The following is a 12,714-nucleotide window of genomic DNA, read 5'->3' on the forward strand; positions in this document are numbered from 1 at the left end:
GGCGCCCGCCCCGGAGCCCGGCCCCGGCCCCGGCCCCGGCCCCGGCCCCGGCCCCGATTGGAGCACCAGGTGAGCACCGAGTCGACGATTCCGCGGTGTGTGCAGGACAGTGGCATCACCAGCATCGCGCTCACCACCTCCCCTACCAACTGCCCCGGTTCTATCTCACCGTCCTCAAGGAGGTGGAAAGGCGCAGCATCCGGATACCCGTCGTCCCCGCTCCCGTGGCCGTCGCCCCACAGATACCGATCCCGGAGACCGGCGTCACCTCCTACGACCTGATTTCCGGCGAGGTGAAGCGGATCCTCGCCTACCAGAACAAGGGCTGGCTCGCCACACCGCAGGAGCTGCGGCGGTACCTCTCCTGGCTGTGGAGCAACCACGGGTCTGGCTGGCTCGCACGCTGGGCCGCTACGGGTGGCGACGCCGACTCCGCTGCGCCGACTCTCTGCCGGGTGTCGCCCCGGCTGCTGCCGACCGTGCCCGAGCTCTGCGGGTCGCGCGCAGCAACAGTCCGGCGTAGAGCAGCAACAGGGCGTCCTGGAGCAGCACGAACCAGCCGAGTCCCTGGGTCAGGAAGCGCCCGAAGCAACCGCAGTTGTCGACTGTCAGCCCCCGCGCGAACGCCTGTGCCGCCAGGACGGCCCAGGTCACCGCCACCCCCGTATAGATCCAGGCCGGGGTCAGCGCGCACGACCGTGGTCGGGTCAGTAGCCAGAGCCCACCGGTCAGTTCCCCCAGGATCAGCACCGCGGCCAGCCACGGCAACGCCGCCGCGGGCGCGATCTCGTACGCGGCGAGGATGTCTGGCATCGCGGGCCACGACACCAGCTGGCCTGCTCCCATCGCCGTGAGGATGGCCCCCAGGACAGCACGAAGCCACATGAGCCGACGCTAGCGGCAGAACCCAGCTCCAGCACCACAAAAACAGCTGGCTGCCCGGGCACCCCAGCTGCTTTAATGAACGAACAGTCATTTATTAATGAGGGAGTGGCGATGGTGGGACGCCCGCGCGGGGTTGACAACGCGGTGATCCTGCGTGCAACGACGCAGGTCATGGGACAGGTGGGTCCGGCGGGCCTCACGTTGGCCGCCGTGGCACGCGAGGTCGGGCTGGCGCCGGCGACCCTGGTACAGCGCTTCGGCTCCAAACACGGCCTACTCCTCGCCCTCGCCAACCAGACGGAGAAGGACATGAGCGAGCTGGTGGGGCGAGTGCGCCGGTCGCACGATTCGGCGCTCGGGGCCCTGGCGGCGCTGATGGTGCGCTCCTTGGCGGCGCTGAGCACCCCGGAGAGCTACGCCAATCACCTGGCATTCCTGTGCATGGACCTCGGTGATCCGCAGCTCTACGAACGGGCCCTGGCCATACACCACACTCAGCAACGAATGATCGAGCAACTACTCACGGAGGCAGTGGGCGCCGGCGAGCTCCGCACCAACAGCAGCCCCACAGCCCTGGCCCGCACGGTGCAGGCGGTCATCGCCGGCTCCGGCCTGAACTGGGCCCTGGAGCGCGAAGGCGGCCTCGAACAGCGGCTCCGGCAGCAGCTCGACGCGGTGCTGGCACCCCACCTGCCGCCGCACGCCAACCCTGATATGGAGGAGTCATGACCATTGACGCACGCCCACTGGCCGGAAAGGTGGCCCTGGTCGCCGGCGGCACCCGAGGCGGCGGACGGGGCATCGCCATCGAGCTCGGCGCCGCCGGCGCGACGGTGTACGTCACCGGACGAAGCGGCGCCGGCCAACGCTCCCACCTGGCCCGCCCGGAGACCATCGAGCAGACCGCCGAGCTAGTCACCGCCGCCGGTGGACTGGGTATTGCCGTCCGAACCGACCACAGCCGTCCCGACGAGGTCCAGGCGCTCGTCGACAAGGTCGCCACAGAGCAGGACGGTCAGCTCGACATCCTGGTCAACTCCGTGTGGGGCGGGGACCCGCTGGTTGACTGGGAACATCCCCTGTGGGAACAGGAGCTGGACACCGGTCTGCGGCTGCTGCGGCAGGCGGTGGAGACCCACATCATCACCAGCCGGTACGCCCTCCCCCTCCTGGTCGCCCGCCGCAGCGGCCTGGTCGTGGAGGTGACCGACGGCAACACCGCCCGCTACCGTGGCAGCCTCTTCTACGACCTGGCGAAATCCGCGGTCATCCGCCTCGCCGTCGCCCAGGCTGCCGAGCTCAAGCCCCACGGCGTGGCGGCCGTAGCCATCACGCCGGGCTTTCTCCGTTCAGAGGCCATGCTGGAACACTTCGGTGTCACCGAGGCCAACTGGCGCGACGGCGTAGCCCAGGACCCGAACTTCGCCCACTCCGAGACCCCGGCCTACCTCGGTCAGGCTGTCGCGGCGCTGGCCGCAGACCCGAACATCATGGCCAAGACCGGGCGCGCCCTGGCCACCTGGGGCCTCTACCGGGAGTACGGGTTCACCGATGCCGACGGCAGCCAACCGGACTTCGCCGCCCACTGGGCCAAAAACCTGGCCGAACAGCACGGGCCCCTGGGGGAACCGCTCTGACCCGATGCCACACCTCGGGGTGCGTCGTCGCGGCAGCGGCATGGTGTCTGGCCGCGACGGGTATGGGTGGGGTATGGAGCATTTCAGGATCGGGACTGTCGCCCAGGAGAGTGCGGATTTCCGTCAGGTGTTGTGGACCGGGGAGCACACCCAACTGGTCGTCATGACCATCCCACCCGGTGGGGAGATCGGCGCGGAGGTCCATGAGCACACCGACCAGATCCTGACCTTCGTCAGCGGCGTCGGCGAGGCGCTGATCGCCGGCGAGAAGCGGGACATCGCCCAGGGCGACCTGGTGGCAGTGCCCGCCGGCACCAGGCACAACATCGTCAATGCCGGACCGAACCCGTTGGTGCTCTACACGATCTACGGCCCACCGGAGCACGCCGACCAGGCGGTGCATCACACCAAGGAGGAGGCCGACCAGGCCGAGGCCGCGGGCATGGACAGGCCGCCGACCGGCTGAGCCCGGGAGCCTCCCGCGCCAGGTCGCCGCCCCGATGAGTGATCAACCGGGGCGGCGGACCTGATCTGGGATGATCTACATCGACCTCCAGGGGTCGCGCACGGTGGGTCGGTCAGAAGTCGTCAGCGGTACGCATGCGGTCACGAATCCAGCTGCCGGCCGGCTTGAGTGGGCCCGTGCCGCCGAAGTCGCCGCTGGCACACGTTCCCGTGGTGAAGACCGCGCCGGAGCGGAAGTCGTCGGAGTAGTTCCAGTTTGCCCAACTGATCTTCTTGCTCGCCATCAGGTCGAGGTAGCGCTGGGACATGGTGAAGTCGTTCGGGCCGTCGCCGGTGTACTGCTGGGTGCCGAACTCGGTCACGAAGATCGGGATTCGGTCGGCCGCAGCCGCCAGGGTGTGGTAGTACAGGTCCCCGTGTGATGCCGCGTAGAAGTGGAAGACGTACATCACGTTGCTGGCCGCCACCGGGTTGGCGGTGATGGCGTCCACGCCGCCGCCACTTCCGGAGACACCGAGCGACGACCAGTCGGGAGTGCCGACGAGCACCACAGCCTCCGGGTCCCGCGCCCGGATGACCGGGATGACCTGGTCGGCGTAGCTCTTGACCGCACCCCAGCTGACCCCGTTCGGCTCGTTCGCGATCTCGTAGAGGACGTTCGCCTTGTCCCGGTGCCGGTCGGCGATCTCGGCGAAGAAGGTCTGCGCGCGCGACAGGTTGTAGTTGGGGTCTCCCGGCGTGAGCATGTGCCAGTCAACGATCACGTAGAGGCCACGAGCGGTAGCCATCTCGATGTAGTCATGGACCAGGTCGGTGAAGCCACGCGGGTCGGTCTCGTAGCCGCCTTCCTGGATGTACATCGAGATCCGCAGGACGTCGGCGCCCCACTGCTGGGCGAGGACGTCGAGGGAGGCGCTGGTCGCGCAGTTGGCGTACCACTGCAGACCGTGGGTGCTCATGCCCCGCAGTTGGATCGCCTTGCCGTTGTCGTTACAGAGCTGCTCACCGCAGACCCGTAGCTGTCCGTTCGCCGCAACCGGCGTGCTACCGGGAGGCGCGGTGGTCGGTGGCGGCGAGGGTGGACTGGTCGTCGGAGGAACCGTCGGCTCGCACGGCTGACCGTTGAGCAGACAACTGCTCGGGCTGCCAGAGCCGGCACCGAGGAAGCCGAACGTCACCGAGGCACCCGGTGCGATCGTGCCGTTCCAGTGCTGGTTGGTGAAGCGGTAGTGCTGCCCGTCGCGGTCCATCAGCGCGTTCCAGTACGAGCCGATGCTGGTGCCCGCTGGCAGGTCGAACTCGACCTGCCAGGAGTTCAGGGTGCTGCTCCCCCCGTTGGTGATGGTGTATCGACCTTCCCAGCCACTACCCCAGTCGGAGACCTTGGCGAACGTCGCGGTCGGCGTGGCCGCCGCGGTCGCGGTGGTGGTGGCCACCATGGCCCCCGCGGCCACGACCGCGAAGATGCCGGCCAGGGCCACAGTCCTCATGCCCAGCTTCATCTGCCCTCCTAGAGACAACGCCCGATCAGCTCGGCCGCGGCTGGTGTCGGGACAGGGACTCCACGTGGCACGCTTTGTTAATATACTTAACTATATCGTGACCTGTCTATACAATGTTGACCTGGATCTGCCCGACTATCGTGCTCACTGATGGGAGTCGAGGCGCTGGGTCGAGCCTGCCGCCAGAGCTTCAGAAACCTGGTGGACGCCGCTGCGGATCATGCCGCCGTACTGGTCGTCGGGGAGGTGCGTAACCAGACTCTGGGCCTGCGCCAGATGCTTCCGCGCTCGCGCGGGGTCACCCAGACGCCGATGATCATCGGCGAGGTTGAGGTGCAGTGAGGGCAGGAGGAGCTGCACCCGCCACGCATGGTCGTACCGCTGGGCACGTTCGTCGGTAAGGGCGTCAGCGGCGGCGAGGGCACGCTCGTCCCACTCGAGTTCAGCCTGGGTGGTGTCCTGCAGATCAGCCAGGTAGTGGGCGAGGGTGCACCGGTGTAGCGCATCACCGGCGGCCTCGATCTGCTCCCAGAGTGCGGTGAGAACGTCGCGGGCCTGGGAGCGCTGCCCGGATCGGCCGAGTTCCACCGCGGCGCCGATGCTCGCCATCGTCTCGTCGGGCACGGCTCGAGCCTGTTCCATGATCCTCCTCAGGTTTCGGATTGTGGGCTGGCCGCTACCGGCATCACCACGGTGGTGATGTCGCCGTCATCGGCGCAGCGAAGAACAGCGGGTAGGTGGGGTTGGCTGATCTGCAGCATCACGTCCGGCCCGAGGCTGGCCACCAGCGCCGGGTACAGCGTGGCGGCGCGGAAGCTGATCGCCACTGGCGCACCGGTGATGTCGGCGGGAACCGCTCTCGGCCTCCCCTGACCTGGCGACGACGTCACGGTCAGATCGCCGTGCACCACGAAGTCCAGGCGCGCCTGTGGACCCGCTGCGATGGTGGCCAGCAGTAGGTCCCGCGGCACGACCACCTGGGTCCGCCACTCCGGTAGCGCGTCGAGGACGATCCGGTAGGCGGGGAAGTCTTCCGCGATTGTCGACAGCCGCCGTTGGCCGCCGGGAGCGGTGAGCTGAACGTACGAATCGGCAGTTTGCCGGATCAGGGTGACCTCGTCGAGCTGATCCGGCGAGTAGTACCGGTATCCAGTGATCGGGTCGACCGCACGGGGTCGCACGAGACCACAGTCGTCGTAGAAGCGCAGGGCGCTGGTGCTGACCTTCGCAGTCCGCGCGAAGACCCCGATCGTCATCCGATCGTCTTGTTCTGCCACGCCGCCCATCCTGAGCCTTCAACCAACCTGAAGGTCAACAACCAACAGGGGTGGCAGCCACGCATGCTTCTGCCGGCGAATCAGACGAGGGTGGCGGCGCGGGCTGCGGGGCCAGGGCTACGGGCACCCACCCTGGACAGCATGAGCCGACGTGGCACGACCCGCGCCGGAGCAGACGCGGGCCAGTCCCCCGTTGCCGGCACAGTCCCATCGCTGACCAGGCGTGGGGACCAGTTGCCAGTGGGGCCGTCATTCGGTTGCCGGCCGATGCGTGGCGCGGACCTCCACTGGGCGAATAGCTGACACATCAGTTGTCACCTATTATGCGTCTGTCCACATGAGTGGACAGAACATGAGGATAGTCATCGCGCACGGAGTGTTGTCAACTGGTGATGACGGTAAACTTTCGCGCTACTCGCCTCAGGAGACGGAGCTGGAGGTGCCCCATGACCGACGACACCCCGCGGAGGCTGGGCGACACCGAGCGCTCCCTGGCCGACAAACTCCACCACCTGTACCAACACCGGCTGCCCGCCGGCCGCAAGAAGCCCTACACCGACCGGGAGGTGGCTGAGGCCGTGCGACGCACGGGTGGGGATGTCTCCGCCAGCTATCTACACGCGCTGCGCACCGGGAAGCGAACGAACCCGACCAAACAGCACATGGAGGCGCTGGCCGCGTTCTTCGGCGTCCCCGCCGCGTACTTTCTCAGCGGCGACACCGGCCGTATCGACGCCGAGCTACGGCGACTCCAGGAGCTAAGCGACCTCAACGAGGCGCTGCAGACCCCAGGCGTCCGGGCCGTGGCACTCAAGGCGCGGGGCCTGTCCGAAGCCAACCGGGCCAACCTCGACGCCATCCTGGACCACGTCCTGTCCCTGGAACGAAGCGCCCTTCGGGAGACAACAGACCCCGAAACGTGACGGACTCCCATCTCCGGTAGTCGGGCTACAACGTCGCGTCGTCGCCCTGGGGACGGGTCGCCAGGCTGTCGAGATGCCCGGCGAGCACCACGCGGAGGCGGTCCGGCGGCATGAGCTCGGTGTGCGCCAGCGCGTGGAGGGTGAGCCCGTCGAGCAGGGCGTGCAGTCGGGCCTTCTCCGCACCGAGGTCAGCGCCCCGAGCCACCAACCCGGCCGCCGCGAGTGCCTCGACAGCAAAGTCGACCACCCGCCGAACCCCCTCGTCGGCCTCGCTGAGCCGCGCCCGGGCCGCCGAGTCAACCTGGGCATGCGAGGTCAGCCACAGCCACACCTCAGCGGCTCTGCGGCGCTGCCGATCCAGCGGCAGGAACTCCTCCAGCGCGTGCTGAGCGATCTCGCGGGGCGTCCCGGTCCAGTTCTCCGTGGCGAAACGTTCGGTCGCCTTGGCTATCACATGCTCCATGGCCAGGACCAACAGGTCAGCCTGGGTGGCAAAGTAGTGCCGCAACGCACTGGGTGACCAGCCGGCCTCGGCAGCGATGCTACGCACCGTGGCCGCGGCGACGCCGTCCCGGTACACGACGCGCCACATCGCCTCGGCCAGTTCGGCACGGCGCGCCTCGTGGTCGACGATCTTCGGCACGGCTCCTCCGGCGGTCGATGGCGCCCCCCTGCTACGGTAATAGTACAGCGTACTAAAAGAGGGGGGCCTGGGTGCTTGTCGCGTTGATCGTTGCCTGTGAGGTGGCCTTCTGGCTGCTCATCGCGGCCGGGCTAGTGGCCCGATACCCGCTTCGCCTTCCCCGCATCGGCGCCGCCCTGCTCATGGCGGTCCCGGCGGTCGACCTTGTCCTACTCGCCGCCACGACGATCGACCTACGCCGTGGCGGCGAGGCCACGGCCGCGCACGGCCTCGCCGCGGCGTACCTCGGTTTCACTGTGGCGTTCGGTCACCGCATGGTTCGCTGGGCCGACGTGCGCTTCGCGCACCGCTTCGCTGGCGGGCCGCCACCGTCTCGGCCACCACGGTACGGACTGGCGCGTGCCCGGCACGAGTGGCGCGACTGGGCCCGGGGCATGCTCGGCTGGGCCGTGGCCTGCGCTCTCCTGCTCGCTGGTATCGCCTTCGTCGGGGACGCGGATCGGACCCAGGAGCTCTGGACGTGGATCGGGCGGCTCAGCGTGTTGATGGTGGCCTGGCTCATCTTCTGGCCGCTCGCGTACACGGTGTTTCCCAAGCGGGAACCGCGCCGCCCCGACCACGCCGTGGGCCCAACCAGGTGAGTCGTCAACCGGTACAGCTCCGGTGCTGGTCGGACCGGGCCAGCACTCCACTACCAACGCGAAGCGGTCAGGTATGACATCAGCTCACCGGGACACGAGCAGTTCGATCTTGTGCGTGCTGGAGGAACTGAGCGCCACCTGGCGCCGGGGAGGCCCACCGAGGCTGCTCACGATCAGCCATCGGCCGCCGAAGCCGACCGTGCCCGCCGTACTCGCCAGCGGCATCGACGGGCACACCCCACTCGACCTCCTGGCACACTGGATCGACCAGTGTCACCGTCATCGTGGCATCGTCAACACGCAGCGGGATCTCGGTGTTGATGCGGTCGCCGTCTCGGGTGAGATTGACGGCCAGCACATTGGCTACGCCATGGACCGCAACGGCCTGGAGTACGTCGTGCGGGGCCAACGACACGGTCCCGAACGGCGCTGCACCAGCGGCACGGACGTCGCGGCCCGCACCCGCCTTCCTGTTCTTCTCACCGAACGGCTCGCCGAGTTGGTCTGGCGGCTGGCGGGCCCGCCGCCGCCCGCCGCCGGTTCTCGGATCCGGGACATGTGGCCCGCCGCCGGACTGATCGACCTGGACGAGGACGAACTTCACGAACGCTACGCGCTGCCCGCTCACCACGAGGGTTACGTACGCCTCGTCACGGTGTCGAGCATCGATGGTCTCGCCGCGGTGGACGGCTCCAGCGCCGCGCTGACCAGCAGCGGCGACCAGCGGGTCTATCGCCTGATCAAACGAGATGCCGACCTGCTGCTACTGGGGGCGGGCACGGTCCGCGCCGAGCAGTACGGGCAGACCGCCCTGTCGGCTCCCGAGATCGCCCGTCGACGGGCCAACGGCCTACCGCCCTATCCGGCCGTCGCGGTCGTCACCCGCAGCCTCGATCTTGACCTGGGTGGCCCGTTGTTCCACCGCAGTATCGGAGGTCACCGCCAGCCACCGCCGATCCTGATCGTCCCCGCCGCCGCGGCGGCCGACCACGGGACGGCGGTAGCCGACGTCGCGGACCTCCTGGTCGCCGGCGACCAAGAGGTCAACCTCAACCAGGCGCTCCAGACGCTTCGACAGCGGGGGCACCGACGTATCGTCTGCGAAGGTGGTCCCTCACTGGCCGGCCAGCTGGCCCAGGCAGACCTGCTCGATGAGATCTGCATGACGATCACCCCGCAGCTGCTGGCGGTGGCCGGCCCGCGGATCACCGCCGGTCCGGCGGGGCAACCTGCGGGCGGGCAGTGGCAGCTGCACCGGTCCCTCCTCGACGAGCAGGGCAACCTGTTCCTGCGCTACACCCGCTCTGGCCCGTCCGACCGGCAGGTCGGGTAAACGATCTATCGCGTATTCACCGCCTGAAGAGCGGTCAGGATCACCGTGAGTAGGGGCCACCGTCGGCATCCCGGTCGCCATCGACCTCCCGGCGATCTGACTATCCTGGACGCGACCTCACCCCGGAGGACGTTGGTTCAGGATCCGCTGGAAGATCAGATGGTCCTGCCAGGCACCGTCGATATGCAGGTAGTTGGCCGCGGCGCCGATCAACGTGAACCCAGCTTTGGTGAGAACGCGCTGACTTCCTCTGTTGCGCACGAGGGTGCCGGCCTCAAGCCGGTGAAGGTCGGCCACCTCGTCGGCAAGCCGGCAGGCATGCCGAACAGCCTGAGTAGCGAGCCCCCGCCCAGCATACCCATGGTCAACCCAGTAGCCGATGTTGGCGCTGCGGAACGGTCCGAGTGCGACGTTGGACAGAGTCAACGTCCCAACAACCCGACCCCCCTCGTCCAACACCCAGGGCACAGTCTGGCCTGATTCCAGGAGCCGGAGCTGATCCTGAACCCGACTCCGCTGCCCCTCTACCGTGAAGAAGGCATCCGCCCGCCGTGGCTCCCACGGCTGAAGGTACTCACGATTGAGCAGGTACGCCTCGCTCAGCGGCCGCGCATCGGACTCCTCCAGCAGACGCATCACAATCGAATCGGCCAAGGGGGTGGGACGGATGGTCACACCCGCCAGCGTAGTGACCTGGCGGCGACGCGCCAGGACTGGCGGCGGCGAAAGCCGCCACAGCCAACCCGCAGCGCACCGTGGCCACGGTCCGCTGCTGCCGGATCCTCAGTCGCGGTCCGGACGTCGCAGGGTCAATGATTGGAAGCAGTAGCCATGACCGGTATCGACCAGGTGGAAGTCCACCACGTCGAACTGCGCGGCGGTGGCAAAGCCGAGCAGCTGTTCGTCGGTGCGCCACGAGAAGAAGCGCGGCGGCACGTGCTGGTCACCGTCGCTGGGACCCTCGGTGCTCTCGTCGCCGCCGTACACCCCGACGAAGTAGAGGCCACCGGGACGCAGGACGGCCCGGATTGCGGTCAGCACCGCCGGCAAATCGCGGTTGGGCACGTGCAGCAGGCAGTTCATCGCGAATACCGCGTCAAAGGAGCCGGCCGGAAAGCCCAGGTGCAGGAAGTCCATCACGTGGGCGTCGATGCCCTTGGCCCGGCAGTGCTCGACCATCACCGGCGACAGGTCGGCGGCAACGACGACAAGCCCCTCCTGCTGAAAGAACGCGCTGTCCTGCCCGGTGCCCGCGCCGACCTCCAGCAGCCGCGCACCCGATGCCAGACGGTCCCGGAACGCCTGACGCTCCGCCACCTTCCACGGTGGCTTGGTTAGCCCGTCGCGCCAGGCCGCGCGGGTGTCATACGCCTGCCGCAGCGGGTCGAGAACCTCGTCATATCGAACGTCCATGTCGGCCATTGTCTCGGGTACGGGCCAGCGGCCCGCGCGCCGCCTTCCACACCCCTGCCGCGGTCCTGCAACGGCCAGCACAGCGACCCGCTCCGATTGGCGGTGGCAACTGCGCGGGGCAAGGCTTCCCACCGTGGGCGGGCTGTGACAGGCTGGAGTCGATGCGACTGGCGGCACCGAGGATGGAACGACCATCGGGGAGCTCGTCGCGGAGGGTCGACCGCCTGGGCCTTCCGTGGGGGCGAGGTGTGCCATGTCCACGTCTATGTCGGTCGCGCGGTCACTGCCAGGTGGACCGGTAGCCGAGCAGATCCTGACCGAGGTGGCACAGGAGGTCACCGAGCTGCGGGCGGCCGGGATGACCCCGGCCCTGGCCACGGTCCTGGTGGGCGACGACGACGCGAGTGTCGGATACATCCGGATCAAACAGCGGCAGGCCATGCAGTTGGGGTTCGCCTCCCCACACGTGCAGCTGCCGGAGTCGGCGTCGCAGGCGGACCTGCAGGCGGTGGTGTCGCAGTTGAGTGCGGACACGTCGGTGCACGGGGTGTTGGTGCAGCACCCGGTTCCCCGGCACCTGGACTTCGACCGGGCGATGCAGGCGCTGGATCCGGAGAAGGACGTGGATGGGATGCACCCGGTGAACCTGGGCCGGTTGGCGTTGGGGCTGCCGGGCCCGGCACCGTGTACGCCGGCGGGAATCGAGGCGTTGCTGGCGTACCACGGGGTGCCGGTGGCCGGCCGGGAGGTGGTGGTGCTGGGCCGGGGCGCCACGTTGGGGCGTCCGCTGGCGATGTTGCTGGCGCAGAAGCGGCCGACGGCGAACGCCGCGGTGACGGTGGTGCACACCGGGGTGACGGACTGGCCGCGGTACACCCGGCGGGCGGAGATCCTGGTGGCTGCGGCGGGGGCGCCGGGTCTCGTACGCCCGGAGCATCTGCGCCCGGGAGCGGTCGTCGTCGGTGGTGGCGTGCGGTACGCGGGGCGGCGGCTGCTGCCGGACGTGGACGAGTCATGCGCCACCGTGGCGGGGGCGATGACTCCCCGCGTCGGCGGAGTCGGCCCGACGACGGTGGCGATGGTGTTCCGGAACGCGGTGCGGGCGGCACGGCAGGCGCTGACTCCACCGCACCCCCGATGAAGGCGAGCACTCGACGCCGGGGCCGGTGCGGCCCTCGAGTTCGGGCGCATCGTCTACATGGTTCGTACGGCTTCCTCGCCAACCGCCAGGAAGGGGGCGGGTGGTCGTAGGCGGAATTCGGTGGACAGCGCCTGGATGTCCTGGATCCGGTCGATGCGGAAAGAGCGGATGTCGTCCCGGAGCCGGTCCCATGCCAGCGCATACCAGACGGGCATGTTGTAGTAGAGGAACTGGATCTCGATCTCGCGCTCGGTGACGGCGCTGCGCCGGTCCTCGTAGCGCACCAGCGCAGTGCGGCATCGCGTGAATGAGTCCAGCAGTTTCTTCATCACTGTGGCCCGGGGCGAGGTGTAGCTCGCACGCACCGGCACGGATGCGGTCTGGCCGATCAAGATCCGTCGACGTAGTGCAAGGATGCGACGGGCCTGCGCCGGTGCGAACGCCGCGGCGACTTTACGGGTGGTCGAGCGTAGGTCATCTAGCAGCAGCGGCGAGCCGACCTTCTCGGCGATGGTGAGGCTGAGAAGCAGGCCGAGCGCCTCCGACTCATTGAGGTGGACCCTGCCGAGCGACCATCCGGACTCGAGGCGCAGCCCGCCACCCGTTCCCCGGTCTCCCTCGATGGGGACTCCCGTCTCCCGTAGCAGCGCGAGGTCGCGGTGCAGGGTGCGTGTGCTGACCCCCAGCTCTGCGGCGAGGTCGGCGGCCGTGGTGTAGTCGCGTTCCGCCAAGATCGCCTTGAGCCGGTCCAGGCGCAGGATCCGGTTCTCCCGGGACTGATCGCTGCTCATCCCACAAATATGCCAGCTAGTGACAGGTTACCCCCTATCGTCGCTCGCACGACGGAAGGAGAA

At 68.5% G+C, this 12,714-nt stretch carries 14 protein-coding genes, 2 pseudogenes and 1 riboswitch; of the genes and pseudogenes, 8 read left to right on the plus strand and 8 right to left on the minus strand.

Translation table 11 applies throughout. The features are described from left to right. Positions 1-93: 93 nt before the first annotated feature. A pseudogene (locus SALPAC6_RS31105) lies at positions 94-398 on the plus strand (hypothetical protein); the annotation flags it as partial. Between the two features lie 13 nt (positions 399-411). On the opposite strand, the gene SALPAC6_RS0124220 reads toward SALPAC6_RS31105, so the two are convergent. After that, positions 412-885 carry a MauE/DoxX family redox-associated membrane protein gene (locus tag SALPAC6_RS0124220; RefSeq protein ID WP_018255890.1) on the minus strand — a complete coding sequence of 158 codons (474 nt, stop codon included), beginning with the start codon at positions 883-885 and terminating at the stop codon, positions 412-414. Between the two features lie 105 nt (positions 886-990). Here SALPAC6_RS0124220 and SALPAC6_RS0124225 point away from each other — a divergent pair, with 105 nt between their 5' ends. From SALPAC6_RS0124225 to SALPAC6_RS0124235, 3 genes are all read left to right on the plus strand, one after another. Continuing rightward, positions 991-1,614, plus strand: coding sequence for a TetR/AcrR family transcriptional regulator (locus tag SALPAC6_RS0124225; protein ID WP_223874285.1), 624 nt, complete (start codon positions 991-993; stop codon positions 1,612-1,614). After that, entirely contained in the window at positions 1,611-2,522 is a 912-nt protein-coding gene (locus tag SALPAC6_RS0124230) for an SDR family oxidoreductase (RefSeq protein ID WP_018255892.1), read from the plus strand. The genes SALPAC6_RS0124225 and SALPAC6_RS0124230 overlap by 4 nt, the downstream gene beginning before the upstream one ends. Before the next feature lie 73 nt (positions 2,523-2,595). Further along, positions 2,596-2,988 (plus strand): cupin domain-containing protein, encoded by a 393-nt coding sequence (locus tag SALPAC6_RS0124235; protein ID WP_033666586.1) that lies wholly within the window; start codon positions 2,596-2,598, stop codon positions 2,986-2,988. 112 nt (positions 2,989-3,100) lie between these two features. Here the strand turns inward: SALPAC6_RS0124235 and SALPAC6_RS0124240 are convergent, their stop codons facing one another. The 3 genes from SALPAC6_RS0124240 to SALPAC6_RS0124250 form a co-directional block, all read right to left on the minus strand. After that, positions 3,101-4,489, minus strand: coding sequence for a cellulase family glycosylhydrolase (locus SALPAC6_RS0124240; RefSeq protein WP_018255894.1), 1,389 nt, complete (start codon positions 4,487-4,489; stop codon positions 3,101-3,103). A 144-nt stretch (positions 4,490-4,633) separates the two neighbouring features. Further along, positions 4,634-5,131 (minus strand): hypothetical protein, encoded by a 498-nt coding sequence (locus tag SALPAC6_RS0124245; protein WP_018255895.1) that lies wholly within the window; start codon positions 5,129-5,131, stop codon positions 4,634-4,636. Positions 5,132-5,139: 8 nt separating this feature from the next. Next, positions 5,140-5,775 carry a MerR family transcriptional regulator gene (locus SALPAC6_RS0124250; RefSeq protein WP_018255896.1) on the minus strand — a complete coding sequence of 212 codons (636 nt, stop codon included), beginning with the start codon at positions 5,773-5,775 and terminating at the stop codon, positions 5,140-5,142. A 437-nt stretch (positions 5,776-6,212) separates the two neighbouring features. On the opposite strand from SALPAC6_RS0124250, the gene SALPAC6_RS0124260 reads away from it, so the two are divergent. Then, positions 6,213-6,689 (plus strand): helix-turn-helix domain-containing protein, encoded by a 477-nt coding sequence (locus SALPAC6_RS0124260; RefSeq protein WP_018255897.1) that lies wholly within the window; start codon positions 6,213-6,215, stop codon positions 6,687-6,689. Positions 6,690-6,714: 25 nt separating this feature from the next. Here the strand turns inward: SALPAC6_RS0124260 and SALPAC6_RS0124265 are convergent, their stop codons facing one another. Further along, positions 6,715-7,332 carry a TetR/AcrR family transcriptional regulator gene (locus SALPAC6_RS0124265; protein ID WP_018255898.1) on the minus strand — a complete coding sequence of 206 codons (618 nt, stop codon included), beginning with the start codon at positions 7,330-7,332 and terminating at the stop codon, positions 6,715-6,717. A gap of 71 nt (positions 7,333-7,403) precedes the next feature. Here SALPAC6_RS0124265 and SALPAC6_RS0124270 point away from each other — a divergent pair, with 71 nt between their 5' ends. Both SALPAC6_RS0124270 and SALPAC6_RS0124275 read left to right on the plus strand, forming a co-directional pair. After that, positions 7,404-7,973: a hypothetical protein gene (locus SALPAC6_RS0124270; RefSeq protein WP_018255899.1), complete on the plus strand. Its 570-nt coding sequence runs from the start codon at positions 7,404-7,406 to the stop codon at positions 7,971-7,973. 73 nt (positions 7,974-8,046) lie between these two features. Then, entirely contained in the window at positions 8,047-9,306 is a 1,260-nt protein-coding gene (locus SALPAC6_RS0124275) for a dihydrofolate reductase family protein (RefSeq protein WP_050563517.1), read from the plus strand. A 117-nt stretch (positions 9,307-9,423) separates the two neighbouring features. Here the strand turns inward: SALPAC6_RS0124275 and SALPAC6_RS0124280 are convergent, their stop codons facing one another. Next, positions 9,424-9,981, minus strand: a complete 558-nt coding sequence (locus tag SALPAC6_RS0124280; protein ID WP_018255901.1) for a GNAT family N-acetyltransferase — start codon at positions 9,979-9,981, stop codon at positions 9,424-9,426. A gap of 108 nt (positions 9,982-10,089) precedes the next feature. Next, complete coding sequence (locus SALPAC6_RS0124285; protein WP_018255902.1) at positions 10,090-10,728, minus strand: class I SAM-dependent methyltransferase; 639 nt, start codon at positions 10,726-10,728, stop codon at positions 10,090-10,092. 144 nt (positions 10,729-10,872) lie between these two features. Then, a riboswitch (ZMP/ZTP riboswitch) is annotated at positions 10,873-10,956 on the plus strand. Positions 10,957-10,972: 16 nt separating this feature from the next. Here SALPAC6_RS0124285 and SALPAC6_RS26755 point away from each other — a divergent pair. Further along, positions 10,973-11,912: pseudogene (locus SALPAC6_RS26755) on the plus strand (bifunctional 5,10-methylenetetrahydrofolate dehydrogenase/5,10-methenyltetrahydrofolate cyclohydrolase); the annotation flags it as partial. A gap of 1 nt (position 11,913) precedes the next feature. On the opposite strand, the gene SALPAC6_RS0124295 reads toward SALPAC6_RS26755, so the two are convergent. Further along, positions 11,914-12,651 carry a helix-turn-helix transcriptional regulator gene (locus SALPAC6_RS0124295; protein ID WP_018255904.1) on the minus strand — a complete coding sequence of 246 codons (738 nt, stop codon included), beginning with the start codon at positions 12,649-12,651 and terminating at the stop codon, positions 11,914-11,916. Positions 12,652-12,714: the final 63 nt, after the last annotated feature.

The sequence above is a fragment of the Salinispora mooreana genome, from assembly GCF_000379065.1.
GTDB classification, from domain to species: Bacteria; Actinomycetota; Actinomycetes; order Mycobacteriales; family Micromonosporaceae; genus Micromonospora; species Micromonospora mooreana.

Excerpts from the sequence above, each read along its gene's own strand:
- SALPAC6_RS0124220 (WP_018255890.1), bottom strand. The coding sequence starts at position 885 with ATGTGGCTTCGTGCTGTCCTGGGGGCCATCCTCACGGCGATGGGAGCA.
- SALPAC6_RS0124230 (WP_018255892.1), top strand. The coding sequence starts at position 1,611 with ATGACCATTGACGCACGCCCACTGGCCGGAAAGGTGGCCCTGGTCGCC.
- SALPAC6_RS0124235 (WP_033666586.1), top strand. The coding sequence starts at position 2,596 with ATGGAGCATTTCAGGATCGGGACTGTCGCCCAGGAGAGTGCGGATTTC.
- SALPAC6_RS0124240 (WP_018255894.1), bottom strand. The coding sequence starts at position 4,489 with ATGAAGCTGGGCATGAGGACTGTGGCCCTGGCCGGCATCTTCGCGGTC.
- SALPAC6_RS0124245 (WP_018255895.1), bottom strand. The coding sequence starts at position 5,131 with ATGGAACAGGCTCGAGCCGTGCCCGACGAGACGATGGCGAGCATCGGC.
- SALPAC6_RS0124250 (WP_018255896.1), bottom strand. The coding sequence starts at position 5,775 with ATGGGCGGCGTGGCAGAACAAGACGATCGGATGACGATCGGGGTCTTC.
- SALPAC6_RS0124260 (WP_018255897.1), top strand. The coding sequence starts at position 6,213 with ATGACCGACGACACCCCGCGGAGGCTGGGCGACACCGAGCGCTCCCTG.
- SALPAC6_RS0124275 (WP_050563517.1), top strand. The coding sequence starts at position 8,047 with ATGACATCAGCTCACCGGGACACGAGCAGTTCGATCTTGTGCGTGCTG.
- SALPAC6_RS0124285 (WP_018255902.1), bottom strand. The coding sequence starts at position 10,728 with ATGGCCGACATGGACGTTCGATATGACGAGGTTCTCGACCCGCTGCGG.
- SALPAC6_RS0124295 (WP_018255904.1), bottom strand. The coding sequence starts at position 12,651 with ATGAGCAGCGATCAGTCCCGGGAGAACCGGATCCTGCGCCTGGACCGG.